This is a genomic window from Vibrio lamellibrachiae (assembly GCF_050337265.1).
Taxonomy (GTDB): Bacteria; Pseudomonadota; Gammaproteobacteria; order Enterobacterales; family Vibrionaceae; genus Vibrio; species Vibrio kyushuensis.
On the sequence record NZ_JAKJSU010000005.1, the window covers coordinates 160,235 to 187,223 of the forward strand.

The window sequence follows — 26,989 nt, forward strand, 5'->3', positions numbered from 1 at the left end:
TAGCAATAAGCAATGTTAGTCTTAGCCTATCTTCGGTACACCATTCCAAAAGAGGGAATATGACTCATACAGATCTGACTTATCACCAGCACGATTTTTCTCACCAAGACCTGCAGGGCCAAACCTTTAAACAGTGTCGATTTTTTAATTGCAGTTTTGATCGCGCAGATTTGAGAGATGCAAAATTTTTAGAGTGTCGCTTCATTGAACCCAAAGCACTTGAAGGTTGTAGCTTCCAATACGCCAACTTAAAAGACGCCAGTTTTGACAATTGTATGCTGACCATGTGCCAATTCAGCGGCGCTGATTGCTTTGGCATTGAACTGCGTAAATGTGATTTAAAGGGAGCAAATTTCCAACAAGCTAACTTTATTAATCGAATTAGTAACGCAGCATTTTTTTCATCAGCCTACATCACGGGCTGTAACCTAACCTACAGTAATTTTGAGCGTGCATTATTAGAGAAATGCGAGTTGTTTGAAAACCGCTGGAATGGGGCTAACTTATCGGGCGCAAGCCTTAAAGGGTCGGATTTATCGCGAGGAGAATTTAGCCCAGAACAATGGGGAACGTTTGGCATGGAGCAATGCGACTTAACTCATGTTGAGCTAGAAGGGCTCGATATTCGCCGCGTATCTATGTATGGCGTGAAGGTGTGTGACTGGCAGCAAGCACAGTTGCTCGAACCATTTGGACTCATTGTAATGTAGTCTCATAAAGGTTGGCGGACATAACCTGATGTCCGCTTCTACTAGTCTTCAAACTACTCTATAAGACCTCTATCAATAGCCGCTTTCACTAACCCTGCTGTAGAAGTTACCGCCAGTTTTTTCTTAATTCTTAATCGATGAGTCTCTACTGTGCGCACACTAATATGCAGCTTCTTAGCAATGGCTTTGTTGCAGTCTCCTTCAACTAACGCATGTAACACGTCAAGCTCTCGTTTGGACAAGGTGTCGTCTTTTACCTCTGGTTTTTCGTTAAACTGCTCAAGTAACTTATCTGATGCCTGCGCACTTAAATAAGAACGCCCTTGGGCAACTTGATTGATCGCCAATACCAACTCTTCTGAGCCAACGTCTTTTAACACATACCCTTTCGCACCCGCCTTCACGGAAGTGACAACGTACTCTTTCGTATCGTGCATAGACAACATAATGACTGAGGTGTCACACGCTTCGCTTTTCAGCTGTTGCAGCACCTCAATACCGTTTAACAATGGCATATTAATATCGAGCAAAAGAACATCGGGCTTTAATGAACGAGTAATCTCTAACGCCTCCAACCCTGTTCCAGCGCAGGCTAAGATATTAAGGTTATCTTCCCTTTCTAGGCGCGATTTCAAGCCATCCTGCATCAATCGATGATCGTCAGCTAACACTAAATTAATCATAACAACTCCATGTTCAAGCTCACTCGAACTTCCGTCCCTTGCCCTACCTCACTCGACACCGAAAACTTTCCGCCAAGTGCTTGAATACGTTCATTCATATTTCTCACGCCCATTCCTTGTGCCACTGATCTTTCTCTGCGTTTGGTGGGTATATTAAAACCACACCCATCATCACTGATGGTCAAAAGAAGCTCAGATCCTTCTCGCTGCAAAATGACATCCGCTCCTTTCGCTTGCGCATGTTTCTCTACGTTATGCAGTGCCTCTTGAGTCACTCTATACAGTGTCGTTTCAACTTCAGGAAGTAACACGACTTCATCGATATCATGCTCAAAAAGTAAGTCCAAATCCGTTCTTGCCCTCAATTGATCTAGGTACGCTTCAATACCAGCCACCAACCCTAAATCATCAAGTTGAGGCGGGCGCAAATCTCGTGAGATCCGCCTTAGTTCTACAATGGCTTGTTCCATTGCGACCTTACCTGATTCTAACTCTTCCAGTTTTCTCTTTTCATCGCTTTCATCACGAACATTCTCAATGCGATATTTAGCCGCAACTAACAGTTGATTTACACCATCGTGAAGCTCTCTCGATACGCGTCTTCGTTCATTTTCTTGAGAATCGACTATCTGCTCATTGAGTAAACTGAGTTGCTCGTTCGCGAGTTTCTTTACGTTTAAATTAAGCGATGCCCCTACTGCCGCAATAAGAAATACCGCTACGATCATGACCGCAAACATAGCAGCGGCACTTTGGCTCACCTTGTCATCAAAGCCATTGTGCATGTGGCGCACTTGTTGTTCGATGTCATCAAGGTAAACGCCTGTGCCTATCATCCACTGCCATTTTTCAAGCCCTACGGCGTAGCTTAATTTAGGTAAGGGCTCTAATTTGGACGGCTTGTGCCACTGATAGTCAACAAACCCACCTTTCTGTTTGGAGACTTTAATTAACTCTTGAAGCAATTTTTTTCCATGAACATCTTCAACGAGCCACCAGTTCTTGCCAATTCTGTCTTTTTGATAAGGTAATACCAAAGCATCACCTTCCCAATCATAAGCAAAAAAGTAACCGTCATTTCCGTAGGTCATTTGGGTAAGTTTTTCGCGAACGATGGTTTTCGCTTCAGTTTCAGGAAGGTCACTGTCGTAATAGGGCTGAATCGCTTTGATAGCAAGCTCGACATACTGTTGCAGCTCCTGTTTCTTGGAGGCAATCAGATTGGCGCGAATTAGATGGACCTCTTCTTCCACCAGCTGTTTGGCTTGGCTAAACAGTAACGTCGCCATGATAGAAACCACCACAATCAGGGGCACTACAGAGAGCAAAAAAATGTTAATCGATAATTTTTTATTATTCACAAAACGCATACAACACCATAACTAACATTAATTTTTTATACGTAGTACTACGTAACATTCGAAAAATTTTCAGCAATACTACTCATTCAATTTGCGCGTTTATCCCAATTTCGCCCACTCACTACGACCTTTAAACTCTACCTTAAATGTAACATTGCATTAACACAAGTATCAGCATACTGCCTTGCAATAGTCGCATTTCAAACAACACACACTAGGGACCTAACGAGGAAATGGATATGAATCTCAACAAAATCGCTCTGATCATGGCTGTTGCAGCTACCAGTGGATTGACGTTCAGCTCAGCACACGCCGCCGACAAAGTACTGCTTAAAACGCCTATCGCTTTTGGTAGTCACTTGCCTGCACTTGGTACGCCTATCAAATGGTATTCAGAGCGCATTCCACAAACCTCAGGTGGCACTATTAAGATGAAAATCTATGAGCCAGGCAAGTTGGTTAATCCTGCTGAGATTCTAGATGCCGTTTCTACCGGTAAAATTAACTCGGGCTATTCAACAGCAGGTTACTGGCAAGGAAAACTACCGGCTGCTGCTCTTTTCTCTGCCGTTCCCTTTGGGCCAGAAGCAGGCGAATACATGGCATGGCTTCACTTCGGTAACGGGTTAAAACTCTATCAAGAGATGTATGACCAAGGCGGTTACAACGTTAAGGTTCTTCCTTGTGCCATTATTTCCCCAGAAACTTCAGGCTGGTTTAAAAAACCGATCGAGAAGCCAGAAGATCTTAAGGGCTTGAACATGCGTTTCTTTGGGTTGGGTGCGTCTGTTATGGAAAAATTGGGTGTCGGTACAGTGCAACTGCCGGGTGGTGAAATATTTGGTGCGATGGAAAAAGGGGCAATCGATGCGTCTGAGTTCTCTCAGCCCGCTATTGATCAACGTCTTGGATTCCACAAAGTTGCCAAATACAACTACTTCCCGGGGTGGCATCAACAATCCACTGTGTTTGAGCTGCTGATCAACAAAGATACTTGGAACGGCATGGACACCATGCAGCAAAGCGCTGTTGAAACTACGTGTATGGCGGCAATGACTTACTCAATCGCTGAAGGTGAAGCAATGCAATACAGCGCGATGCAAAAAGCCAAAGAGAAAGGTGTTGAGATTCGATACTGGAACGACGAGATGTTGAACCTGTTTGAAACGACGTGGCTAGAAGTGGTTGATGAAAAAGTAGAAGACCCATTCTTTGCCAAAGTTTGGGAAGACTTAAGTGAGTTCCGACGTGGTTACGCTTTGTGGGAATCTCATGCATTCCTTCCGAGAGAGTCAGGCCAATAAACGCGCACTAAAACCTAACACTTTTTAGCAATCACTATTCAATTAATAGCTCGACTGGTCAGCATTAAACGCTGATCAGTCTCACTGGAGGAAATTATGCTTCGTGCGTTATCCACTTCTAGTCCTACACCCGTGTATTTACACATCGATAATTTTATCCAATCAATCAGCAAAGTTATTGCTTGGGCCAACTTGGCACTTATCGCTGTCATCATTATTCAGGTGGTTTTAAGGAAAGTATTCTCTAACGGACAAATAGCCTTTGAAGAGTTGCAGTGGCACCTTTATGCAACTGCCGTCATGTTTGGCACCGCATACGCACAAGTGAATAACCTGCACGTTAGAGTCGATTTGTTTTACCACAAGTTCAGCGAACGTAAAAAAGCATGGGTCGATATTATTGGGTTATCCCTATTCGCTATTCCGTTTGTACTTGTCGTGATTTTTCATGCTTACGATTTCACTTATGAAGCTTGGCGAGTCAATGAACGCTCATCGTCGCCTTCTGGTTTACCTTTTCGTTGGCTAATCAAAGCGGTCATACCCATCAGTTTCAGTGTGCTTCTTCTATCACTAGTTTCTCGTATTTTGCGAAACGTCCATACCTTAAATTCCAACACACAGAAAGGAGACTCCCATGGAAGCAAATGAGTGGATCGTTATCGCCATGTTTGGCTCTTTTGTTCTGTTACTGTTCACTGGCATTCCCGTTGCGTATGTATTAGGCGGTATTGGAGTATTCTTCGCAGGCGTTGGTTATTTTGCTGACATCTATTTAGATACATTCACAGGCTTGGACTACAACACCCTTGGGCTAGTAGTTAACCGTATTTACAAAATAATGGACAACTGGATTTTGGTCGCTTTGCCCATGTTTATCTTTATGGGGAATATGCTAGATAAGTCAGGCATTGCCGAAAAGCTTATGGCGTCGATGCAAAAGCTGTTTGGTAAAGTTCATGGTGGATTAGCCGTCACAGTCATGGCTATCGGGATCATTCTCGCGGCATCAACCGGAATCATAGGTGCCTCGGTGGTGTTACTGACCGTCATGTCTCTGCCGACCATGATGCGCCAAGGTTATCACCTTCCATTGGCGCTTGGTACGGTGGCCTCTGCTGGAACACTTGGTATCTTACTGCCGCCATCCATCATGTTGGTTATTATGGCTGACCAACTAGGTTTGTCGGTTGGCGATCTCTTTATGGGTGCGATATTACCAGGGTTGTTGCTTGGTAGCTTATACATCGCGTATATCCTGATTGTCGGCAAACTCAACCCAAATCATGCTCCTGTACCTGATGATGTTCAGCCTGTCGATTGGAGTATCATTTTCGAGGTATTCAAAGCCATTACTCCAACCGTTGTGCTTATTATTGCGGTTCTTGGTTCTATCTTTGCGGGCATCGCTACCCCAACAGAAGCCTCTGGGATTGGTGCGTTAGGCGCAACCCTGTTGGCAACCTACAATAGAAAACTCTCGCTTAAAGTGATTAAAGATGTCCTTCTTTCCACCTACGGCACAACCGCTTATATTTTCATGATCTTTTTAGGCGCATCCTGTTTTGCCTTGGTATTACGTGAATTAGGGGGGGATGAACTGATTGAATCGTTCCTAAGCGGTTTACCTTTCGGGCCTTACGGCATCATCGCCTTTATCTTAATGATCATTTTCTTCTTAGGCTTCTTCTTAGATTGGATTGAAATAACCCTTATTGCGCTTCCTTTGCTTGCTCCGGTTATTTCAAGCTTAGGCATTGAATTAGACGGTCATGGCGTAGTTGATAATCCTAGCCTAGTCTGGTTCGTTATGTTGGTCGCAATGGCGTTGCAAACAAGTTTTCTAACCCCTCCTGTTGGGTTCGCCCTGTTCTATTTAAAAGGGGTATGCCCAGAAGGCGTCGCGTTAAAGGATATCTACAAAGGCGTTATACCCTTTATCGTAATTCAACTGATTGCCCTCAGCTGCTTGGTCGCTTGGCCCCAGTTGGTGCTTTGGTTCCCTAGCGTTGCTTATGGTTAAGTTATTGCACCAGATGTAGTAAAAGTCAGACAATGACCTGACGAAGCAAACTCACCTATACGTTTGCTTCGTCTATACGATTGCTTCGCCTATAACCGCTCCACAACATTTTCAGTCAAGTTCCCTCAGTAATGACAGTACCCCGATAATATTCGTATCCATTCATTTCTAATTAACTTCAATTTTATTTCGTCTTTTTCAAAGTCCCTTCGTCTTATAGAGGTAAATACATTAAAACCTTATTGAAGAGACCATTATGATTAAAGTGATTAGCTTTGAAATTTGCCCATTTGTTCAGCGTGTAACAGCGGCACTTGAGACAAGAAACATCCCTTACGAGATCGAATTCATTAGCCTTAAGAATAAACCGCAGTGGTTCCTTGACCTTTCACCTAACGGCCAAGTGCCAGTATTGATCACCGAAAACAACACCGCCCTTTTTGAATCTGATGCGATTGTTGAATACATCGAGGATGAGTTTGGTCCATTAGAAGATAGTATTTCAAATGAACAACGGGCGCAGGATCGCGCCTGGAGCTATCTTGGAACCAAAAACTACCTGTCACAATGCGGGGCCATGAGTAGTAAAGATGAATCGACATTCAATCAACGTACTGAGAAATTGCGCACTGTATTTCAAAAGATTGAGAAGCAACTGACTGGCTCTACAACGTTCTTCAATTCAAACCAACTCAGCAATGTCGATATTGCTTGGTTACCCCTTCTGCATCGCGCGGCTATAGTAAAGGAGCATTCAGGGTACGACCTACTTTGCTGCTTGCCTAAAACGCAAGCATGGCAACAAGCTATATTATCAACAGAGCTTGGAGAAAAATCAGTTTCTTCAGATTTTATCGAGCGATTCAAAAACTTTTATCTCACCAACACGTTTGTTGCGACAATTAATGAAGGCCAAGCCTCTAACTGTTGCACTGTCGATTGTAATAATGCCGATTGTTGTGATGATGGTTGTTGCGAAGCTAATTGTTGTACTTCTGATTGCTGCACCTCAGACAATGCCAAAGAGAAGTGCTGTACGACTAATGGTAGCGTAGCGAACTGCTGCACACCTGACTGTTGCACAAACTAATTTGGTTATTTGATAACCGTTAAATTAAGTGCTCTTAGGAGCACTTATTTGCTAACTTATACAAGGTACTAGGAAAACAGAAGTGAATAGCGAAAAGATGAAAATTGAAACTGTATGGTCTGAGTACCGAGCTAGCCTCAAAGCCTTTTTACACAAAAACGTCTCTACCCCCGATGACGTTGACGACCTTCTTCAAGAGATTTTAATCAAAACGTACAATAACTTAGGTGTCATAAAAGATAAGAAGAAGATCAAGTCATGGTTGTTTCAGATAGCCAATAATACGATCATCGATTTCTACCGAAAAAACGGTAAACGAACTGAGGAAATAGAAGATCATGTTTGGGAAGCAGAGCCCGAAGAGGTACTACAACAGCTTTCATCCTGCGTACTCCCCTTTATTAAAGGCCTGCCACAAGAACACGCAGACTTACTCACAAAGATAGAGATCGAAGGTGTTCCTCAAAAAGAGTACGCTCAAACTCATGGCATTAAATACTCCACATTAAAATCTCGTGTGCAAAAAAGTCGTTCAATGCTGCATGCCTTGTTTAGCGACTGCTGTGAATTTTCCATTGATGCTCAAGGTAACTTATTGGATTTTCAGCAAAAGCCCAAACAGTGCTCGGGTTGCTAAGCGTTCATATAGTGGCTATCAATAAGTAATACTTAGCTTTAACGCCATTGCGCCTTTCACATTCGGTATATATGCGTATAATCCCTCGCTCAATTACGCACCCCAACTGTTAGCGAGTCCCCAATGTCAAAACTGTTTTTTAAAGGCCGAATCGATGCAAGACAAAGCCACGTTCAATCAGGCTATAACGTTAATCGTGACGTCAAGTTAGGAACTGAAGAAGCACCGGTCTCTGTAATGGTTAGCACTGACGAGCGTAAAGCTGAAATTGAAGCATTAGTCGCTGAGCACGCTATCGTAGCAAGCATTACTGTTGATTCTACTAAAGAAGAAAACACACTTGAGCTTGATACGCTGCTAAACAAGCCAAAAACAACAACGTTTGAAAAAACACCAAACCGTAACGACCCTTGTTCTTGCGGAAGTGGTAAAAAATACAAGAAGTGTTGCGGTTAAGTTCCCCACGACTGAAAGTTAACCCTCGTCACAATGTTTTATCAATAGCTCTTCGTCCCAGTAATTAGTGAGCAGTTGAACACATTGTGACGATGGAACCGTCAGCCACTCCTCAATTGCAAAGCTCGGAACCAGAAATGGCATTCGATGATGGTATGGCTGACATTGATTATTTGATGTTGTCGTCAGAGTTACCAGTTTCTGCTGAGACTCTAGTGCGATTCCCGCCATATAGAGCGGTGAACCATCAGCGTTACCAAATAGATATTTCCGTTTACTTCCTTGTTCTGTTCTCCATTCATACCAGCCTGAACATGGCACAATTACTCTGTGGTTTTCAAACGCCTCCCGAAACGTCGATTTCGTCGATACGCTTTCCGCCTGTGCATTAATGATCACTCGCTTAGCCCAGCTTGGTTTTATTCCCCAATTTAGCTCTAACTGTTTATATGCCTGCTTAGAGTGACCAACAGTGGATACCATATTCGTTGGTCTTACATCGCTATTAGATTGGGTAGTAAATTGCATGTCGAGCAGTTCACTAACTAACTTAGTTAACGGGTCATCAATAACATTAAAGCGTCCACACATACCGTCTCCCACTCACTAAATAGTTTGAGTATAGATAAAGACTGTATAAGAGTTAGCGTTATCCTTCTAATGATCGAATAGTTAAAAATCATTTACTTATGTTTGAGTGTTTCCCTACAAGCACTTACCATTTTCAACATCTAAATAATGTAGTACTGTTGCCCATTTACGAATAGTTGGAAGTTGGATGATGTTTACACTTTTTGATGGCGGTATGGGGCGAGAGCTACAGCGTATGGGTGCGCCGTTTTCTCAGCCGTTATGGAGTGCGCAATCTCTAATAGAATCTCCACAGCATGTACTGCAAGCACATCGCAATTTTATTGAAGCTGACTGTGATGTTATTACCGTCAACAGTTATGCGTGCGTACCGTTTCACCTAGGAACGGAGTTGTTTGAAGAGCAAGGACAGGGTTTAGCCACAACAGCGGCTCAAATTGCTCGTAATGCAGCTGATGAACACCCAAACACGCTTGTCGCTGGTGCACTACCACCTGCATTAGGCTCGTACCGCCCTGACCTGTTTAACGCTGAACAAGCAAGGCCTATTCTTGACGCCCTCATCAATGCACAAGAACCTTTTGTCGACTTGTGGATTGTTGAAACCATCAGCTCTCTTGAGGAGTTTCAACTAGTCCAAGCAATGCTATCGGATTCAAACAAACCGGTGTACTACGCGTTTACACTCAAAGATGATATGACTCCACCCTCTAAGCTTCGTTCGGGAGAAGAGATTAAACGCGTTGCACAAGCTGTCGCTCAATCCAATGCACAAGCGATTCTATTCAATTGCTCCTGCCCAGAGGTCATGGACGACGCAGTTAAAATCAGCAAACAGATTTTCACTGAGCTTGGTAAAAACATTCAAATTGGTGTTTATGCCAATGGCTTTACACCCATACAAGACGACCACCTTGCCAATGACGGCTTATCGGCCATTCGTGATGACCTTTCACCAAAACAATACCTCGAATATGCGAAACAGTGGCTGGACTCAGGTGCATCAATTATTGGAGGATGCTGTGGTATTCACCCTGAGCACATCCAAGCACTGAGTCAATTTAGGTTATCAAACCATAATGATTGAGAGCAGTAATGCATAGCTAAACAGCGCGACTAAATACATCAAAACCCACACATTCGATCTCCTGAGCTTGTAACCAGTCTATTAGCTCAGGAGACGTCAAGATTTCAGTCTCGTTTGCTCGTATAGATCGATAACCTGTCAGTCCTGTTAAGTCGTCAAACTCTTGTGTACTTGGGTGACACATTAGCTCTATCAACCCTTCAGGGTGCTTCTCTTTATAGTTAGATATAATCTGTTTTAGATTTTCAATTGTTGCCCCTGTATCAAAAAATCCCATGTCAAAGACATCTGGCGTTTTTACCCGCAACATACTTTGCCCTGAAACAATGTTGTCTATGCGACGTACAGGCAAGTTAATGTCATTAACAAACTTCACAAAGGCATTCTTAAGCGGTGGAAATACACCTGCAAAATGATGGGAATCGATATGATTTATCTCAAACCCAACATCTATGGCTGCACAATATTGAGCATGGAGCTCTTTGTAGACTTCTTTCTCGCACACGTCAGCTTTGCTAATAAGCTCCGCCTTATCAATAAAGTACCCATGTTCATCTACCAAACTAGGGACCTCTGACGGAGCAGATAAGGGCTTGCCACTTGTAACCGTAAAGTGCAGACCCACTTCAGGAATAAGCCCTTCTTTGTACAGACTAGCCGCATGGTCAACAGCTTTTTGATTCATCATAACAGTCGTTGATTTCACAACACCGGCTTTAATACACTCTACGATTCCGTTGTTTACGCTTTCAGATAGGCCGAAGTCATCAGCATTCATAATTAATTTCATTGTCTCATCTCGCCAGTTTCTGCTGATAAAGCAATTTCAAAGAATGCTTTACCAAAGAGAGCAGCCTTTAACGGCTGCATTTGATGACTCGCTATTACTTTTTCAGAACGTGAGCAAAAGCAGGCATATATTCAATGTTTTCACGGACCGTTTCTTCAAACGCGTCCTGAATATGCGAGCCACTGTCGACAATTGGATTTAGAATAAGAGCTCGATGCGCAGCGTTAAGGTCGCCTTCTATTGCGGCTTTCACCGTTAAGGTTTCGAACTCTTTCATCAGCTGAATTAACCTCAGTGTATCTGTTGGAAATGGCGCGACATTAAGTGGCAGAATTTCAGAGCTAGTAATTACCGAACTCACTTCCACGGCACAATCATCAGGCAGGCCCTGAATAGCGCCATTGTTGCGCGTATTCACATGCATAATAGAACGCTTATCATTGTGTATGCTGCTCATCAATTCACATGCGGCATCTGAGTAATACGCACCACCACGTTCTTCCAATATTTTAGGTTTCGTGTCTAGCGTTGGGTCGCTATACAGTTCGAGTAAATCAGCTTCAATTTTTGCAACCAGATCAGCTCGGTTACTCTTATTCTTTGATGCTTCAAACTCTTTGTTGATGATATCTCGAGACTGATAGTAGTAACGAAGGTAAGCACAAGGCGTCATGCCCATATTTTTGAGTAGATCTTCATTCCAAGAAAATGGCGGAATATTCTTAGGCGTCATTCTATCGTTGCCCGCTAGAAGCTGTTCATTCACTTGTTCAAGCTTATCTTCACCGTTATGTAGGATCTTACGTGCCCAGACTAAGTGATTAAGACCAGCTATCTGCATCGTCAATTCATCTTGAGGAACGCCTAACATCAATGATGCGCCACGTTCCATGTTAATAGGTACATTACACAGACCCACCGTTTTGATGGTTGAATATTTAAGTAGAGCTTCAGTTACCATGCCTGATGGGTTCGTAAAATTCAGTAACCACGCTTTAGGGCATAGCTCTTCCATCTCTTTTGCAATTTCAAGGGCGATAGGAATCGTACGGCAAGCATTTGAGAAACCACCTAACCCATTGGTCTCCTGGCCAATCATTTTATATTTGAGTGCGATACGCTCATCACGTAGTCGCGCTTCAATCCGTCCCGCTCTAAACTGAGAACAAACAAAATCTGCATTTTTCAGCGCTGTTTTACGATCTGTTGTTAAATGCACGGTAATATCTGCACCGACTTTCGCTATCATTCGCTCTGTGAGTGCAGCAATGACTTTCGCTTTTTCCATCCCCGCATCGATATCAACAAGCCACAGATTTGAAATAGGCAGTTCATCCTTTCGAGCTAATAATCCTTCAACCAGCTCAGGTGTATAACTAGAACCACCGCCAATCACCGTTACTTTTAATGTCTGTTTGTTTGTCATATCTACTACCTTTCGCTAGAAACCCATTAATTGAGTTCATTAAAACGAATTCACTAACGGTTGACAAACGACTACAATCACCACATAGATTACTAGAATTCATGTATAGCGTATGTTTGATAATAAACAGCAACTATTGGCCCATTTGCACACCTTTAGCGTGGCGGCTAAATATTTGAGCTTTACTGACGCTGCGAATGAACTATTTTTGACTCAAAGTGCCGTCAGCCACCGAATCAAGAAACTTGAGACTCAACTTAAGTTCAACCTCTTCATCCGAAAAACAAGAAAACTGGAATTAACCCCTGAAGGTGTTCGTGTGCTGTCGATGCTCAACACCTCTTTCGAACTGATTTTTTCTGAGTTGTCCGATATTCAAAACGGCGAACTCAGTGGCGAAATCTACATCGGAACATCACCCTACTTCGCTTCCGCTTGGCTAATGCCACGATTGAAGAATTTTCGCGGTCAGTATCCAAACTTAAGTATAAAGTTGGTAACAAAACAGAATATCGCGGACTTTCAATTTGATCCGATCGACCTTGGTATTTTCTATAGCGATGGTCATTACCCTGACCACTTTAAAATGCCACTATTTCAAGGTAAACGTATTCCCATCTGCACGCCTGAGTACGCAGACAAGCATCGATTGTTCGATGATGTACTTAATCTAAAAGAGGTCAATTTTATCCATAACGGCAGTCACTCTGCATGGCGATATTGGCTTGATCAAATGAAGGTTAACATTAACTGTACACAGCGCTGCGACGTATTTGCTCATGAACACTCATCAGAAGCAGCACGCCAATCGATGGGGATAGCGCTAGGAAGGCTAGAGTTTGATTATTCACTCATTGAATCTGGTGAGTTGGTTGCCCCATTCCCTGCTATAGAGTCAGGAAAAGGCTATGACTTAGTTTGCCCGCAAGGGATGCAATCAAGAGCTAAGTTCCAAGCGTTTTCAAATTGGATTGTTGATGAGTGTAGGAAAAGCGAATAAAACAGTATGACTGCCGTTTGTTAGGACGAAACAGACAATCAATTATCGTCTTTGGCACGACGTGCAGCCACGGCAAGCAGAACGGGTTGCTTTATCTAATCGACCACGTTGTATTTTGCAGTACGCATTTTTAAGTGCTCGACGAGCAGAAAACCAGTCGTCGGGCTTTTCCAACAATAAATTACCACCAAATCGCTTTGTGAGAGGGATTCGATACTCTTCTATAAATCGGCTATCAAACCCAATATCGAAGTATTCAAGCGCTTGCTCAATGGAAGTAAATTCAGCGATGGTTTTTTGAATGTCAGCTTGGCTCATAGATTTACTTTGGTATACGTTTAACCAAACCATCATAACAAAAGAGGCCCTAGAATAGCAGTACGACTAATCTAAGGCCTCTATTTAAGTTATGTCTTATCGTCTTAAATCTTATACGTACTAGAAAGGTTCTTAAGAGACGTAGCTAAATGTGCTTGCTCTACCGCAGTTGCCGCTATTTGAGCCGCGCCTGTCGTTGTCTCTGTCGATTTCTCATCAACAATCGTTACATTCATTGCGATATCTTGAGTGACAACAGATTGCTCTTCAGTCGCAGTGGCGATTTGATCTGCCATGCTAAAGATCTCATTCACCGCTTCAGAAATACCTTCTAAGGTCTGCTCAACATTTTTGGATTCTTCAACGGCAACTTTGGCTTTTTCCTGACTGCTATCAATAACATTAAATGCATCTTGAACATCGGATTGTAAAGAACTGATAAAGCCTTCAATTTCACTCGTTGATTGCTGCGTTCGCTGAGCAAGTGTTCTCACTTCATCTGCTACTACAGCAAAGCCACGGCCCTGTTCTCCTGCTCTCGCCGCTTCTATTGCCGCATTAAGCGCCAGTAAGTTTGTCTGTTCCGCTACCGACTTAATCACATCAATAACACTGTTTATGCTATTGCTGCTTTCATGAAGGCGCGTAATTTTCTCAGCAAGACCATCGATTTCCATCGCTAAACTATCAATCGATTGATACGATTTCTGCACAGTTCCTAATCCAGATAGGCTCTGCTCATTCGCCACCTTCGCTGATTCTGCAGTTTGCTGTGTTTTTATAGCGACTTCTCTAACGGTCGCCGATAGCTCTTCAATAGCTGTGGCAATAAGGCCAACTTGGTCTTTTTGTTCAACCATCGTCTCTGAGTTGTATTGACAGGTTTGAGACGTTTCTTCTGCTGCAGAAGCTAGTGTCATGCTCGAACTTGATAGATTATCAATCACACCAGAAAACTGCTCTAACGTAGCGTTTAACGATGCGGAAATGACGCCTAATTCGCTCTTATCAATATGAGTAGCACGAACGGTCAGGTCGTTCTCTTCTCTGACCGTCCCCATCACTGAAACTAAATCTTTTACTCGCGCGGTAAGATCTTTAATGGTGAAGTAACTGACCAACCCTGCCACTAGAATCACCAGTGTACAAAGAACGATACTGATGATCATCGATGTTTGCGCGCTTTGATATTTTTGGTCCGTTAGTTGAATCAAAGATTTAGCAATCTCGTTTTCAGTTTTACTAAGCTGTCCAATTCGCCCTGTCGCTTGAGAAAACCAATGTACAGGATCAACGTCAAAGCCGCTCAATTTTGATTTAGCCAAAGCACGTAGGTTTTCTACTTCTTTGACCGAACTATCCTGTAATTGCTGCTCATAGAATCGAACATTCTGGCTGCTACTAAGTACTTCAAAGTTATTGAAGTAGGTATTTTGCTCTGCAACAAGCGTAACAAACTTCGTCAGCATTCCTGCGCCAAATTCATTCTTCGCGAACGTGTTGTTCATCACTGCTCGCTCTATGCCAGCGCGTTCTTTACCTTGCAAGAAATTGTAATATGCAATGGTTTCTTTGGTCACAAGAGGATCGCTACTGAGTTCTGCAACTAAACCAGATACAGACAACAGCTGTTTATTAAGCTGGGTATAAAACGCTAAGGCGTTCGCTAACGTTATAGATTGTGAATCGATCTGGCGACGTATCGCGTCTATTTGGTCTAACCCTTGGTTGATCGAACGATTAAGCTGTTTAATGTCAGCGAGTTCAATATGGGCACCTTGCCAGTATTCATTTCGTTTAACACGTTTGCTATCCGCGGCATTTCTTTGCGCCTTGAGTTCATTAGAGAATTGCTTTCCTTTTGAGCCAAGAAAACCCGCAGTCATACCGCGCTCTTTTTGTAGTTCATGAACTAATTCACTGTAAACAACCGATAGACGAGTAAGTTGATTCAAAGATTGCATCTCGTTTGTCATCGAGACACTGCTGGAAATGGCAGACCCACTTAGCCATAGAAAACCAAGTATAGGTAAAGCGAGCAAAGCGATAATTTTATGTTTGAAAGAGATATTTGATAGATTCATTAATATTTCCTGACGTCGCGCAATGGATGCGCTGTAATTAAGTCTTTAGGTCTAGACGACTTTTATGTGGCACGAAAATATTACTCAGCTGGTTAAACATCAATAACCCTTAATGGTTATACGGATACTTCTTTATCTTGACTCAAGAGATATTGCACTTTATTCATTATTTTGTGACATGGCTCCATCAAACATAGAGCCTCTGCCTATTTCTATAGTGATTTAGACAGTTGTCTCATTCCCTACTTCATCGGTAATTATCAATAGGCTATAGTCACCCTATACATACCTTTCATTGAGTTTGGTTGAGATGGATTTCACACTAATACTTATCGTCATTGCTGCTATTTTTTGCTTTTTACTTTACGGAGCTGCGCTTGGAATTGAAGCGCGTAATAAAGTAAACAAACTGACCAAACGCATCGTTCAACTTGAACAGCGGTTATCCGAACAATCCGACGATGAAACCGCTAGCAGAGAGCGAAATATTGACGCTCTTAGCCCTTCAGCTAAGTCCTCTCCAAACCTTGTTTCTGAAGATATCGGGCACTCAGTTAAAGATGAAACCGAAAAGATAGCGAACTTTCAGGCGTCTGAATTGGTTAGCGCGAATGCCATATCACAAGTTGACCAACAAGATGGTGTACACGTCAGTTTGGGTGATGGTAGTGACGAGAAGCCGACTGGGAACTTGCGCTCTACTTGGCAAATGTTCAGTGGGTTGATCAGCTCTTTTAACATCAAAGATAACGGGCTTTACTGGCTAGGAGGAGTAATACTCGCCTTTGGTGGTTTATTCCTAGCAAAATACACCTTAGAGTCAGGTTTACTGTCACCTGTTGCCCGCGTCTTGCTCGGCTTTACTACCGGTATTGGTTTGATTATTGCGGCTGAGTATCTCACCCAGAAAAAAGAGCGCTTTAACATTCAGGGGGACTACATAAGTGCCGCTCTTGTGTCAGGCGGGGTGATCACTTGCTACGCAATGACACTCGTCGCATCTCATTACTACCAGCTTATATCGCCTACCTTTGCGTTTATCACCTTAGCAATTATCGCTTTAACAGCAACAGCAATGACACTGCGATATGGGCCAATTGTCGCAGTCATTGGCATTTTAGGCGCTTACTCTGTTCCTTTGCCATTTTGGCACCTCGATTATAGTGTATTGGCGATTGCAGGTTACATCGTATTAGTTAGTGCATCTGCCATATTTGTTGCTAACAGAATACGGCTTAACTGGTTATGGTGGTTAAGCTTCGTTGCTCACTTTAGCTGGTTTTTCATCATGGTCGTACTGGGTGGAAAAGGAGAAGCCTTGACCATAGTGCTATTTTCTCTGGTATCGCTTTATCTATATGTACTGAGTGATATTTTGGGTTGGAAGCTACAGCAAGTTAACTTTCGGCCAATGCCCATCAATGTCTTACTCATGCCAAGAAAAGAGCAAGTAGGGCTGCTTGCTTCACTGTTGCCTATTTGGCTGTTTTATTATGTCTACGGCTACCAACCAAGCCTTATCCTCACCACCGTAGCAATACTCGCGTTATTATGCGCAGCGCCACTTAGACATTCAGCATTCGATACTTGGCCAATTCTCGGTTGGCTTTTCTCCATCGCGACTCTTTGGATGCTATTACCAGAAGCTGATTATAACGACCTAGACTTTGTTTTCACTGGTGCTCACCTATATAGTCAGGCCATCGCACTTGCACTGTTTAGCTATGCATTATACGCACAACGGCTCTATCCAGAACGGTTGGCGTTTTCTCTGTTGCTCGTCGTAGCGCCTAGCTCTCTTTTTGCGCTGTGTTATATCTTCTCACCTCCACAAGCAAACCTAGCGATGTATTCACTTTGGGCGGTTGAACTTGCATTACTGGCTTTTATCGCAGAGAGGCTAACCGCAAAGCACGACTGTGCGTGGGTAAAACTGTCAGGGTTATTGTTGGTTAACGTGCATGTCAGCTTAATTCTGACTATGTTACTCGAGTCGAGCACTCTAACCTTAGCATTGAGTATGCAAGTTGTCGGTTTAGGATATTGGTGTCACCGCTTAATTCTCACGCCTCCACCTTGGTTAGTCAAAACACTGTTATCAATCTTATTAGTTCGCTTAACGCTGTTCCCATGGCTTGATGGATACAGCGATGAATTACTGTTTGGCTTTCATTGGACGATCATAATTTACCCGCTGATTATCGCTCTGCTTTTTTCAGCTCGTCGCTATTATCAAGATACTAACCTGAGCCAAATTATCAGTGGAGCAATCCTGCATGTGACCGCGTTGTTGGTAACCACTGAAAGTAGCTACCAGCTCGTTGGCAGCTACCCAGACCTTATCTCACCAAGCTTTCATGAAGCCATATTACTGGCTATGAACTGGTTAATTATGGCAGCTGTTTATTGTTATCGAAGTCAGTACTCTCAATCACTTCGCATGTCCTACCTTGGCTTCGCCGTACTGTTAACTATTGGCGCAAGCTATTACCATTTGGGCCTACTCACTTTCAATAACCCCTGGGTTTTCTATCTATCGATTGGGGAATGGTCACTATTAAACTGGATGCTGCCCTTATGGTTGATACCCACTCTAGTCGTACTGGTAACGAGTCGCTTGCCTCTGTTCCAATCTAAACAGCGCGTTATCATGTACAGCATATCGGCACTGTGGCTGCTGCAATTTATCAACGGCACCATTCGCCACCAATTTCATGACGATGTCATCTCACTCAGTCTATCGACCCAAGAGCTAGAAATGTACGCCTATTCACTAGTTTGGTTGTTGATCTCTATTGGTTGTCTGCTCTTTGCTAGCCGTTACACCGCGCCACTCATTTCAAAAGTTGGCTTTGGGATTTTAGCCGTCGTCGTATGTAAAGCATTTCTAATTGATATGTCACAGTTAACAGGACTATACCGCGCCTTATCCTTCCTTGGTTTAGGAATCAGTTTGCTCGGGGTTGGATGGTTATTTCAGAAACTTAAGGAGACGCATTCAATAGAATGAGGAAGTGATCTAACCACTGATTCAAGGGATTGAATTTAAAGATAAGACAGATCGGTTTGCAAAGTTCTAGATACGTCGATTGAAAACGGACCTAGAACTGAGCACCCTCCTATTTTCATAGGGCTGCGAATGTCAGCCCATAAGAAAATAAGAGTTAAGAATAGAGTTATAAATACTTCTCAATAGGTAATAGCTGTAAAAACCACGATTGAAACCTTTCCCACTGACCCGTCTTTGGTTCACTATCCCACACTTGCGATCCTGAATGCCAAGTGACGTCACCTTCGCTTACCTTCAAATACCAGCTATTATCTTCATTCATCGCGCGCTCCATATCTTCAGCAAGCTTTTCAGCAATGCGTTTATCTTCAATCACTAGTACCGACTCGGTATTAAGGTAGGTTGAACGCAAGTTGAAGTTAAAAGACCCAATACCAGCTATCTGCTCGTCAAACACAACAGACTTAGTATGAAGACCATAAGCCGTAGTTGGTGCACACTTAGATTTGTCTTTCGTCGATTCCTCACATAATAACGAATTAGGTTTTAGCTCGAACAGCTGCATTCCATGTTCAAGCATATCTTGACGTCGACCCGCGTAACCAGAATGATTGGCAATCAGATCATTCGAGACCATTGAGTTGGTTAAAGCTTTAATTTCAATCCCGTTACTCGTTAAATTTTGTAGCGCTTCGAGTTGGAAGTCATCAAAGATCAAATAGGCTGATTCCAACGCTATTTCTTGTTTAGATTGATTCGCCAGTTCTGCCAACATTATTGCTGTCGCTTTAGGCTCATCAGTATTATCAGAATCGACTGGTACTGGTTTATCTGAAATGTAGCGAGCTTTAACCCACGTCATATCACTCATTGCATCTTGTAAAAACAGTTTCGCTACCTGATTCCCTTCAGGCAAAGCTAGGTAATTCTTATACTGAGGAGTGAGAATTTCGTCTAAAGCCGGAAAATCTGGTGAGGCTTCTCCTCCCAAAAGCTCGACAGGGTAAGACCATCGGCTATTCCAGTACTCTACAAAACTGATTTGTATATCGTCAACCACGGGGCCCATGACTAAAACATCGCGGTCACGAAAGTTAATCTCATCAGAAAGGTCAAAATATTCATCACCGATATTACGCCCCCCAACCACAGACAACGCACCATCAACGGTAAATGATTTATTGTGCATACGACGGTTTAGACGGGAGAAATCACCAAGGAAGCTAAGCCATTTTGAAACTCCATTTCGACTTGGCGTTGGATTGAAGATACGGATCTCAATTTTAGGGTGAGAATTAAGAGTGGTTAGAAGATCCTCGCGTTCATTAAGGTTGATATCATCAAGCATGACCCGAACTTGAACGCCGCGATCTGCAGCTTTGATCAAGCGACTTGCCAAATAATTCCCCGACTCGTCGGAGTTCCAGATGTAATATTGAATATCAATGCTCTGCTCTGCAGTTTCGATTAACGCTAGCCTTTGAGACAAGGCGTCCCAACCCGTGTCTTGCAACAAAACGGCACTACTTCCTTGTGAAGAGTGTTCAAGGCTATACATGTCACTCAGCTCTGACAACGTACTTTTTGATAGGGTGACTTGTGGTTCATAGGGGTGATCAATCTCCTCTGGAAGTGAGGAGCACCCATTGAGAGTAGCCATTAAAAATAGAGTTATACTAATGCGTTGGAGCACAGACATTTGTTACCGTTCCTTTGGACTTCGACTAACAGATTATGGTTCATCACTAGTTAATAGTGATATTGCATGAAGTATATAGCTTTTTATCTAACGGGAATAATTTATCAACGCTCAAAGCTGTTTCTTGGACAGGGACTTACAAAAGTAGGAAATTTTTAACTCTATGTGTTGAAGCTAGAGAACATCTTGTGTACGCCTCCTCTAGAAGAGGCAACCAAGCAAAAAAAAGCGAACCAATAAGGCTCGCTTCATAATATTTGCATTTTATCCGTTATTACAGAAGTTCAACCGACTGTTGAGCAATCACGAATTCTTCATTGGTTGGGATTACCATCGCCACTGCGTCTAGTAATTCAGATTTAGCAATGATGCCTGAAGCGCCAAAGCGTGCATCTTCATTCGCTTTTTCATCTTCAACAAAGCCTAATAGATTCAGGTTCTTCAAGATTTCGCGACGAATTGGCAATGCGTTTTCACCAATGCCACCCGTGAAGATTATTGCATCTAAGTGATTTAGAGGAATTAGGTAAGAACCGATGTATTTCGCTACACGGTAAGTAAACACTTCAAATGCCAACGTAGCACCTTCATGTCCATTTTCCATCGCTTCCAAAATGCCACGAGCATCAGACGTTAGGCCAGAAACACCTAAGAAACCTGATTTCTTGTTTAGTGTGTCGAAGACTTTCTCTTGGCTCCAACCTTTTTTCATTAGGAACTCAATGATGCCTGGGTCTAAATCTCCAGAACGTGTTCCCATCATTAGGCCAGCAAGTGGCGTGAAGCCCATTGAAGTATCAACAGACTCACCATTTTCAATCGCACATACAGAAGCACCGTTACCTAGGTGAACTGAAATAAAGCTCGCTTCTTCAATTGGCTTATTAAGCGCTTTTGCTGCTTCACGGCTAACAAAGTAGTGGCTAGTGCCGTGGAATCCGTAGCGACGGATACCGTACTCTTTGTATAACTCGTTAGTAATTGCACCGGTAAATGCCTTTTGCGGCATCGTTTGGTGAAATGCAGTATCGAAGACGGCGAATTGTGGAAGGCTTGGGAAAGCCTTCATCGCCGCTTCAATACCAATAGCACCAGCAGGGTTGTGGAGCGGAGCAAGATCAGACAAGCTCTCAATTTCAGCAAGCACTTCTTCATCAATGCGAATTGTTGAAGTAAATTTCTCTCCACCGTGAACAATACGATGTCCAACAGCCACTAAATCTTGATTGAAGCCCAATGTATCCATTAGTGCAACAATACGTTCGATAGCATGCTGATGATGACTATCAGGTGCAGTAATCGATTCTTCCGTTTTTTCGCCGTTGTATTTCCAGCTGATAACTGCTTCAGGTAAACCAAAACACTCACCAAGACCAGTGACGATATCATCACCACTATTTGCATCAATAACAGCAAACTTTAAAGATGAACTTCCAGAGTTGATGACTAGAACAAACGAGTTCGACATTTAATATGCATCCTGTTTAGGCTGAGAGATGAAGCAAGCGCTTCAATTTTTGTGTGCCCCTATTATTCAATAATTTTTTAATGTTTCAACTTTCTTTTAAAATTTATTGTCACACAACAGGATTTAGTTTGATCCAGCTCAAGCTTTTCATTTATTTTAGTAACGAAATAAATACTAATTATTACTCAACACCCCACATTTAGCAGTGTTATTACGTTAACTCTACTAAATATGCGTAGTTAACCTCTCTTCTGTAATAGAACCTTTAGACTAAAAAAAAGTTGAATGAAGTAATTTCAATCGAATGAAATTCATACACTACGCCAAACGACATCAATGGTCTCTCTTCTAGAATAGGTATCTAGATGTTGAGATATGATGAGTTTCTGTTCTTCAAGTTGCTCTTTACTGTCCGAAGTACAGGTGACCTCTAGCTGATTTATGCTGCTATCGACTCTCATTGTGGTCACACCCACAGGGAAATGCACCGTTCCTGTTATGTCATCCCATTCGGCCTTTACTTTACGCGCAAAATGTCGGCACAGCACCGTTAAATACTTACTTGCGTGCTCCGATTGAATAGTCGTCTGCGCGATAAATGATGTTGAAATTGTCATGATTGTTGTATACCAATAGAGTTAATCTGTATGTATCAAAAAACACAAAGGCCCGCTAAAAAGCAGGCCCCTATCTAAGAGCGACTTAGAACTGGTAAGCGGCTGATAACTTATAGTTACGACCTGGTTCATAATCGTCTGTTTGAGTGGCGTTTCTACCCGCTACACCACTACGAGATGCGTGAGAGACATAAGCCTTGTCGAAAACATTATCAATGCCAAAGGTAACCGATAGATTATCGATGTTAGAAGGTAGCCATTGAGCATAGAGGTTATGAACATCATAGCTCTCTTTTACATTGTTACCTTCAAACACATTGTCTTCTTCTAGCACAACGATTGATGTCCAACCAAACAGAGTTTCTAGAGAATCTGAATGGTAATCTAGCGTTACCGCGATGCTGTCACCGATGTCTAAGCTACGACCGTTGCCATCGTCTACAGGCAGACCAGAGTCCTTATATTCACTGTCTGATTTCGCGTAAGACAGCTTCGCTGCAAATTGCTCATAAGCATAAGTACTACTCAACTCGAAACCTTGGATTTCAATATCACCACTATTTTCCATGACAAGTGTGCTGTAGTCAGACGCCCAAGTTTCGACAATATAGTCATCTATGTTAGTTTGGAAAGCCGTAAAGTTAACACCGTATCTGTGTTTGCCTTCTCGATTGTCGTAGCTAAAGCCAGCCTGAGAGTTAATCCCCGTTTCTGCTTTGATATCGTCAGACAAGAAAGTAACATCTTGGTATCGAACAAATGTTTCAAGAAGCTCAGGCCCCTTGAATAAGCTTCGAGCACTCGCAAATACTGCCCAATGTTGATCGATGTCCCAATGTGTCCCTAACGACCAAGTCATCTCATCAAAATCATGAGTGCCCGTTTCGGCTTTACGTTGATAATCATCGTAGCGCAAACCTGCTGTAACCGACCAGTTATCAACTAAGTACACTTTATTTTCAGCGAATACAGCGGTTGAAATGGCTGACTCATCCATAAACTCAACACCGCCATATGCGCTGCTACTGGATTTATCCATGTAATCCACCCCATAGGTAAGCTCGTTATCAAGTTGAGCGACCACTAAGTCAGATTGAAACGTCGCATTTAAGCCCGTGTTGTTATTGTTTGCGGTATTAACCGATTCTCTTCCATGTCTCGCCCACCCTGTCTGAGTCTCATCACGGTCTATCTCAGTTTCGGTTGAATAAAGCGAGACCTTACCTTTGTGTTGCTCTGTCTCGAGTCTATAGCTCAGTGTGATTGTATTTCGTTCATAGACAGTGGGTAATAGCAGATCACCAGAAATCTCTTCATTGGCGCTGCCATTCATGTCTGGACGAGGGTTATAATCGCCCTCATCATTGTAAAGATCGTAAGCAAACTCAAAGCGATGATTTTCCGATGGCTCAAAACCAAACTTCGCCATGACATTATATACGTCACCTGCTGTACCAAAACTTTCTGTACCACTACCGTCAGTAAAGTTATCGCGGCTGACCAAATGCCCGTACACCATGGCATCAACTTTCTCGCTTAACATTCCGTATACCGTCATAGAACCTTGCTGGCTATCATTTGAAGCATATCCGCCAAAGACACGTGCACCAAAGGTTTCACCATAGCGAAGTAAGTCTGTCGCGTTTTTGGTTTCAAAATAAACCGCACCACCTAAGCCGCTTTGAGTAACAGAGTTATTACCCACTTGAATGTCCGCTGACTTCAAAATATCGGGGTTCAGCGTTAAGTTACCAATGTGATGGAACATATTGGCATGCTGAGAGGCACCATCTAATCGAATATCCAAATTCGTTTCATTAAGGCCACGAATATTAATCCGTTGATTTACAGAATGTGTACCGCCAACATCAACACCAGGAACGTCACGTAGCAGATCAGACATATGATCCGCTTGTTTCAGAGACATATCATCAGCCCCAATAGACTCAGAACTACTCGATACCTTAGTGCCCCATACGACAACTTCTTCGAGTGCTTTCACTTCTTCTGCAAAAGCAGAGTGTGACAGAGCGATACCGATGGCTAGGGATACTAAAGATTTTTTTTGAGGACAAAACTGGAACTTTTCCATGTAACTCTTCCTAAATGCAAATGATAATAATTCGCAAGTATGATAGATTTCATTTCAATAATCGGAAAGGTAAATAAGTTATGCAAAATCACACAATGCTTATGAGAAATCGCATATGACTATTCATAAAAACAAGGAAGTACAAACGAGAAATGATAAACCGAAGAAAAGAAAGATCGCACTGACAGAAAAAATAGAAGACACGGAAAAACAAATCATTGTCAGCAGAGGTGATAAGAAAAGTGCATCACTCGTTGAAGGTAAATTTGTCTCGTACAGTTTTAATAATGGATTCACTGTTCACGGTGGAAACAGCCATGAGCTTGTTAACTCCAATATCATTTCTACTGCACCGAAGTCTTTGATTGTCACCATTTTGCTAGAGGGACAACTTGAATTTGCTTACGACAACCTATCCTTCAACCTTGATACCGACGACAACCCTAACTCTAACTCTAACTCTAACTCTAACTCTAACGAGCATAAGGGTATCGCTATATTAGTGAATTTGAAAAAGCCCGCAAATTTCAGACGCAGTATTAATCAAGGAAATCATGTCGTTAAAATCAACTTAATGATGGAACCAAAATGGCTCCGAGAACACCTTGGAAAAGAGTGCGACATCAGTTCCTTTCTACAGCAACATAAGAGCCACCTGAAGATCTCAGTGACTAATGAAATGGCGTCACTAACGAAACAAATTCTGGCCTCAGAAACCCCAACTACGTTTATCGAAAAAATACAGCTTGAATCGCTCTCGTACTCTTTACTAGTCGATTTGCTCCAGCAACTTTCGCCGCAACTCAAAGCGCAACAGGAAATGCCGCCGTCATTCGAGACTGAACACCATATTAAAACCGATAATAAAGTTGAAGACATGATTAGCTTTATTGAATCTCAGCTTGATCACCCGTTATCGTTGGAACAGATTGCTATCCGTTTTTCAATGAGCGTCTCCAATTTACAAAGAAAGTTTAAACAGCAATTTGGATTGACAGTGAACAGTTATATTCGATATCGTCGGCTTGAAATCGCGAAGCAACATTTAGAGCAGGGGTTAGTCAGTGTGACCGAGGCGGCTTATGAAGCCGGTTATCATCACCCAGCTAATTTTACCAATGCATTTAAGAAGACATTTGGCTGTACGCCGACTACTTATGCCAAGCTTTAACTCTTGCTATAACTAAAGCGATAACGTTCAAATTACTGAGGCACAACATGAATATAGGTACCGTTTCAAAACTGACTGGGTTATCGAGTAAATCGATCCGTTTGTATGAAGAGAAAGGGATCATTACCGCGCCAATTCGTAGCGAATCTGGCTATCGAGAATATTCATCAAAGAACGTTCAAGAACTGAGCTTAATTGCTCGAGCCAAAAATGCAGGTTTTTCATTAATCGAATGTAAAGAGCTCGTCCAACTCGCGCAAAACCCCAATAGAAAAAGCAGTGAAGTGAAGTCAAAAACTAAAGAGAAACTTGGGGAGATTCAAATGAAAATCGATGAGCTGACTGAAATAAAAAACCAGTTGGAAAGCTGGGTATCGGCCTGCCCGGGTAACGCAGACAGCCAATGCCCTATTATTGATGATTTAACCAAGTAATCCGGAAAAAACCTCACTGATACGTCGTTAAGTTAAGGAGGAGCGCTCCCCTATTGAAGCCTTAGTTCCCAACGTTCTAACGTCTTATCAGCCTGAATTCCTTTAGAGCCCCATCTATCGACAGAATCCACTACCAGAATCCGACTTTTAGGCACCAATGCAAGTAGAGTTTTGGACGGTTGTCGCGCGGTCACCAACCATAGTGTTTCATCATCATTGAATTGAGTTTTAAGGTTCTGTTTCTGCGCATCACTCCACTCCAACTCGGCTTGAAACACTCGGTCTACAACAAACAGCTGGTTTCCTGAGGCAAAGTCTTCTAATGCTTCTGACAAAAGCACGATAGAGTCTATATCGTTGTCGAAGATCGTATCTTGCTGAGTATTAATCAATGTACGTACATTCAACATCATCGCCTGCAAGTTCGTGTCTATTAGCGAATGATATTGAGGCCAGATTCTCTTCAAGTCATCAGCCACGATGGCAGACATTCGAATCAGGTTCGATGGATTAAGCCATACATACTTTGAAAGCGAACCGTTATCTAATGTTAAAGCTGCAACACCTTGGGCGCGAGGTGTTATTGCCTGCGCCGCATCGATTTCGATAAGCCCGATATTGCCTTGTCTTGCGAATACGTAAGTTGGGTCACTTTGCCAAACAGAACTCATAGTAATAGCAACCGTCGCCTTTTCTCCCGCTTGCGTCGCGGCTTTAGTTCCTTTTGTCGCAAACCAATTCGGTAACCGATCTATACCGTAACGCTTAGGCGGTAAATACTCAGTGGTGATACTAGTATCTTTCGTCAACTCACTGGCAATCGCATAAGTAACTGGTGTACTTGTTAAAATATCTTGGGCTAGTGCTGACACACTGAATGCGTTTAATAGTAAAAAAGCAACACTACGAAGGTATCGGCGCTTTGTTATTGATTTCAT

At 42.7% G+C, this 26,989-nt stretch carries 23 protein-coding genes and 1 pseudogene; 12 read left to right on the forward strand and 12 right to left on the reverse strand.

Annotated features, from left to right (window positions below):
- Positions 1 to 59: 59 nt before the first annotated feature.
- The gene (locus L4C54_RS06320) at positions 60 to 710 is read left to right on the forward strand and encodes a Qnr family pentapeptide repeat protein (protein ID WP_428800033.1); all 651 of its coding nucleotides are present in this window, start codon (positions 60 to 62) and stop codon (positions 708 to 710) included.
- A gap of 53 nt (positions 711 to 763) precedes the next feature.
- On the opposite strand, the gene L4C54_RS06325 is transcribed toward L4C54_RS06320, so the two are convergent.
- On the reverse strand, positions 764 to 1,393 hold the full coding sequence (locus L4C54_RS06325; protein ID WP_428807509.1) for a response regulator: 630 nt from the start codon (positions 1,391 to 1,393) through the stop codon (positions 764 to 766).
- Complete coding sequence (locus L4C54_RS06330; protein WP_428807510.1) at positions 1,390 to 2,763, reverse strand: cache domain-containing protein; 1,374 nt, start codon at positions 2,761 to 2,763, stop codon at positions 1,390 to 1,392. Before L4C54_RS06330 ends, L4C54_RS06325 begins: the two co-directional genes overlap by 4 nt.
- Before the next feature lie 230 nt (positions 2,764 to 2,993).
- Between L4C54_RS06330 and L4C54_RS06335 the strand changes: the two genes are divergently transcribed.
- The 6 genes and pseudogenes from L4C54_RS06335 (at position 2,994) to L4C54_RS06360 (ending at position 8,264) form a co-directional block, all read left to right on the forward strand.
- The gene (locus L4C54_RS06335) at positions 2,994 to 4,058 is read left to right on the forward strand and encodes a TRAP transporter substrate-binding protein (RefSeq protein WP_428800030.1); all 1,065 of its coding nucleotides are present in this window, start codon (positions 2,994 to 2,996) and stop codon (positions 4,056 to 4,058) included.
- A 96-nt stretch (positions 4,059 to 4,154) separates the two neighbouring features.
- A complete protein-coding gene (locus tag L4C54_RS06340) occupies positions 4,155 to 4,709 on the forward strand; it encodes a TRAP transporter small permease subunit (RefSeq protein WP_428807511.1) in 555 nt (184 codons plus the stop codon).
- Complete coding sequence (locus tag L4C54_RS06345) at positions 4,696 to 6,081, forward strand: TRAP transporter large permease (protein WP_428807512.1); 1,386 nt, start codon at positions 4,696 to 4,698, stop codon at positions 6,079 to 6,081. The genes L4C54_RS06340 and L4C54_RS06345 overlap by 14 nt, the downstream gene beginning before the upstream one ends.
- A 256-nt stretch (positions 6,082 to 6,337) precedes the next feature.
- A pseudogene (locus L4C54_RS06350) lies at positions 6,338 to 6,980 on the forward strand (glutathione S-transferase family protein); the annotation flags it as partial.
- Between the two features lie 288 nt (positions 6,981 to 7,268).
- Positions 7,269 to 7,808 (forward strand): RNA polymerase sigma factor SigZ, encoded by a 540-nt coding sequence (gene sigZ / locus L4C54_RS06355; protein WP_428807941.1) that lies wholly within the window; start codon positions 7,269 to 7,271, stop codon positions 7,806 to 7,808.
- A 123-nt stretch (positions 7,809 to 7,931) separates the two neighbouring features.
- Entirely contained in the window at positions 7,932 to 8,264 is a 333-nt protein-coding gene (locus tag L4C54_RS06360; RefSeq protein ID WP_428800027.1) for a PBPRA1643 family SWIM/SEC-C metal-binding motif protein, read from the forward strand.
- Between the two features lie 18 nt (positions 8,265 to 8,282).
- Here L4C54_RS06360 and L4C54_RS06365 read toward each other — a convergent pair whose 3' ends face one another.
- Positions 8,283 to 8,855 (reverse strand): SOS response-associated peptidase, encoded by a 573-nt coding sequence (locus tag L4C54_RS06365; protein ID WP_428807513.1) that lies wholly within the window; start codon positions 8,853 to 8,855, stop codon positions 8,283 to 8,285.
- Between the two features lie 190 nt (positions 8,856 to 9,045).
- Here L4C54_RS06365 and L4C54_RS06370 point away from each other — a divergent pair, with 190 nt between their 5' ends.
- A complete protein-coding gene (locus L4C54_RS06370) occupies positions 9,046 to 9,942 on the forward strand; it encodes a homocysteine S-methyltransferase family protein (RefSeq protein ID WP_428807942.1) in 897 nt (298 codons plus the stop codon).
- A 16-nt stretch (positions 9,943 to 9,958) separates the two neighbouring features.
- Here L4C54_RS06370 and L4C54_RS06375 read toward each other — a convergent pair whose 3' ends face one another.
- The gene (locus L4C54_RS06375) at positions 9,959 to 10,732 is read right to left on the reverse strand and encodes a carbohydrate deacetylase (RefSeq protein ID WP_428807514.1); all 774 of its coding nucleotides are present in this window, start codon (positions 10,730 to 10,732) and stop codon (positions 9,959 to 9,961) included.
- A 94-nt stretch (positions 10,733 to 10,826) separates the two neighbouring features.
- Positions 10,827 to 12,158 (reverse strand): 6-phospho-beta-glucosidase, encoded by a 1,332-nt coding sequence (locus L4C54_RS06380; protein WP_428807515.1) that lies wholly within the window; start codon positions 12,156 to 12,158, stop codon positions 10,827 to 10,829.
- A gap of 112 nt (positions 12,159 to 12,270) precedes the next feature.
- Between L4C54_RS06380 and L4C54_RS06385 the strand changes: the two genes are divergently transcribed.
- Positions 12,271 to 13,158: a LysR substrate-binding domain-containing protein gene (locus L4C54_RS06385; RefSeq protein ID WP_428807516.1), complete on the forward strand. Its 888-nt coding sequence runs from the start codon at positions 12,271 to 12,273 to the stop codon at positions 13,156 to 13,158.
- Between the two features lie 42 nt (positions 13,159 to 13,200).
- On the opposite strand, the gene nifW is transcribed toward L4C54_RS06385, so the two are convergent.
- Together nifW and L4C54_RS06395 are read right to left on the reverse strand one after the other, a co-directional pair.
- On the reverse strand, positions 13,201 to 13,476 hold the full coding sequence (gene nifW, locus L4C54_RS06390; protein WP_428807943.1) for a nitrogenase-stabilizing/protective NifW family protein: 276 nt from the start codon (positions 13,474 to 13,476) through the stop codon (positions 13,201 to 13,203).
- A 104-nt stretch (positions 13,477 to 13,580) separates the two neighbouring features.
- Positions 13,581 to 15,560 (reverse strand): methyl-accepting chemotaxis protein, encoded by a 1,980-nt coding sequence (locus tag L4C54_RS06395; protein WP_428807517.1) that lies wholly within the window; start codon positions 15,558 to 15,560, stop codon positions 13,581 to 13,583.
- Between the two features lie 310 nt (positions 15,561 to 15,870).
- On the opposite strand from L4C54_RS06395, the gene L4C54_RS06400 reads away from it, so the two are divergent.
- Positions 15,871 to 18,570 carry a DUF2339 domain-containing protein gene (locus L4C54_RS06400; RefSeq protein WP_428807518.1) on the forward strand — a complete coding sequence of 900 codons (2,700 nt, stop codon included), beginning with the start codon at positions 15,871 to 15,873 and terminating at the stop codon, positions 18,568 to 18,570.
- A 166-nt stretch (positions 18,571 to 18,736) separates the two neighbouring features.
- On the opposite strand, the gene L4C54_RS06405 is transcribed toward L4C54_RS06400, so the two are convergent.
- From L4C54_RS06405 to L4C54_RS06420, 4 genes are all read right to left on the reverse strand, one after another.
- On the reverse strand, positions 18,737 to 20,269 hold the full coding sequence (locus tag L4C54_RS06405) for a phospholipase D family protein (RefSeq protein ID WP_428807519.1): 1,533 nt from the start codon (positions 20,267 to 20,269) through the stop codon (positions 18,737 to 18,739).
- 274 nt (positions 20,270 to 20,543) lie between these two features.
- Positions 20,544 to 21,737: an acetate/propionate family kinase gene (locus tag L4C54_RS06410; protein WP_428807520.1), complete on the reverse strand. Its 1,194-nt coding sequence runs from the start codon at positions 21,735 to 21,737 to the stop codon at positions 20,544 to 20,546.
- Between the two features lie 311 nt (positions 21,738 to 22,048).
- Positions 22,049 to 22,354, reverse strand: a complete 306-nt coding sequence (locus L4C54_RS06415) for a DUF2218 domain-containing protein (protein WP_428807521.1) — start codon at positions 22,352 to 22,354, stop codon at positions 22,049 to 22,051.
- A gap of 85 nt (positions 22,355 to 22,439) precedes the next feature.
- Complete coding sequence (locus L4C54_RS06420) at positions 22,440 to 24,446, reverse strand: TonB-dependent siderophore receptor (protein ID WP_428807522.1); 2,007 nt, start codon at positions 24,444 to 24,446, stop codon at positions 22,440 to 22,442.
- Between the two features lie 115 nt (positions 24,447 to 24,561).
- Between L4C54_RS06420 and L4C54_RS06425 the strand changes: the two genes are divergently transcribed.
- Together L4C54_RS06425 and cueR are read left to right on the forward strand one after the other, a co-directional pair.
- Positions 24,562 to 25,617 carry a helix-turn-helix domain-containing protein gene (locus L4C54_RS06425; protein WP_428807523.1) on the forward strand — a complete coding sequence of 352 codons (1,056 nt, stop codon included), beginning with the start codon at positions 24,562 to 24,564 and terminating at the stop codon, positions 25,615 to 25,617.
- A 47-nt stretch (positions 25,618 to 25,664) separates the two neighbouring features.
- Entirely contained in the window at positions 25,665 to 26,051 is a 387-nt protein-coding gene (gene cueR / locus L4C54_RS06430) for a Cu(I)-responsive transcriptional regulator (protein WP_428800014.1), read from the forward strand.
- Between the two features lie 50 nt (positions 26,052 to 26,101).
- Here cueR and L4C54_RS06435 read toward each other — a convergent pair whose 3' ends face one another.
- Positions 26,102 to 26,989, reverse strand: a complete 888-nt coding sequence (locus tag L4C54_RS06435; protein ID WP_428807524.1) for an ABC transporter substrate-binding protein — start codon at positions 26,987 to 26,989, stop codon at positions 26,102 to 26,104.

Bases quoted from the DNA above. Each gene is read 5' to 3' on its own strand.
- L4C54_RS06405 (WP_428807519.1), bottom strand. From the start codon at position 20,269: ATGTCTGTGCTCCAACGCATTAGTATAACTCTATTTTTAATGGCTACT.
- L4C54_RS06425 (WP_428807523.1), top strand. From the start codon at position 24,562: ATGACTATTCATAAAAACAAGGAAGTACAAACGAGAAATGATAAACCG.
- L4C54_RS06435 (WP_428807524.1), bottom strand. From the start codon at position 26,989: ATGAAATCAATAACAAAGCGCCGATACCTTCGTAGTGTTGCTTTTTTA.
- L4C54_RS06335 (WP_428800030.1), top strand. From the start codon at position 2,994: ATGAATCTCAACAAAATCGCTCTGATCATGGCTGTTGCAGCTACCAGT.
- L4C54_RS06370 (WP_428807942.1), top strand. From the start codon at position 9,046: ATGTTTACACTTTTTGATGGCGGTATGGGGCGAGAGCTACAGCGTATG.
- L4C54_RS06415 (WP_428807521.1), bottom strand. From the start codon at position 22,354: ATGACAATTTCAACATCATTTATCGCGCAGACGACTATTCAATCGGAG.
- L4C54_RS06320 (WP_428800033.1), top strand. From the start codon at position 60: ATGACTCATACAGATCTGACTTATCACCAGCACGATTTTTCTCACCAA.
- L4C54_RS06325 (WP_428807509.1), bottom strand. From the start codon at position 1,393: ATGATTAATTTAGTGTTAGCTGACGATCATCGATTGATGCAGGATGGC.
- L4C54_RS06410 (WP_428807520.1), bottom strand. From the start codon at position 21,737: ATGTCGAACTCGTTTGTTCTAGTCATCAACTCTGGAAGTTCATCTTTA.
- sigZ (WP_428807941.1), top strand. From the start codon at position 7,269: ATGAAAATTGAAACTGTATGGTCTGAGTACCGAGCTAGCCTCAAAGCC.
- L4C54_RS06420 (WP_428807522.1), bottom strand. From the start codon at position 24,446: ATGGAAAAGTTCCAGTTTTGTCCTCAAAAAAAATCTTTAGTATCCCTA.
- cueR (WP_428800014.1), top strand. From the start codon at position 25,665: ATGAATATAGGTACCGTTTCAAAACTGACTGGGTTATCGAGTAAATCG.
- L4C54_RS06360 (WP_428800027.1), top strand. From the start codon at position 7,932: ATGTCAAAACTGTTTTTTAAAGGCCGAATCGATGCAAGACAAAGCCAC.
- L4C54_RS06345 (WP_428807512.1), top strand. From the start codon at position 4,696: ATGGAAGCAAATGAGTGGATCGTTATCGCCATGTTTGGCTCTTTTGTT.
- L4C54_RS06380 (WP_428807515.1), bottom strand. From the start codon at position 12,158: ATGACAAACAAACAGACATTAAAAGTAACGGTGATTGGCGGTGGTTCT.
- nifW (WP_428807943.1), bottom strand. From the start codon at position 13,476: ATGAGCCAAGCTGACATTCAAAAAACCATCGCTGAATTTACTTCCATT.
- L4C54_RS06400 (WP_428807518.1), top strand. From the start codon at position 15,871: ATGGATTTCACACTAATACTTATCGTCATTGCTGCTATTTTTTGCTTT.
- L4C54_RS06365 (WP_428807513.1), bottom strand. From the start codon at position 8,855: ATGTGTGGACGCTTTAATGTTATTGATGACCCGTTAACTAAGTTAGTT.
- L4C54_RS06385 (WP_428807516.1), top strand. From the start codon at position 12,271: ATGTTTGATAATAAACAGCAACTATTGGCCCATTTGCACACCTTTAGC.
- L4C54_RS06375 (WP_428807514.1), bottom strand. From the start codon at position 10,732: ATGAAATTAATTATGAATGCTGATGACTTCGGCCTATCTGAAAGCGTA.
- L4C54_RS06330 (WP_428807510.1), bottom strand. From the start codon at position 2,763: ATGCGTTTTGTGAATAATAAAAAATTATCGATTAACATTTTTTTGCTC.
- L4C54_RS06395 (WP_428807517.1), bottom strand. From the start codon at position 15,560: ATGAATCTATCAAATATCTCTTTCAAACATAAAATTATCGCTTTGCTC.
- L4C54_RS06340 (WP_428807511.1), top strand. From the start codon at position 4,155: ATGCTTCGTGCGTTATCCACTTCTAGTCCTACACCCGTGTATTTACAC.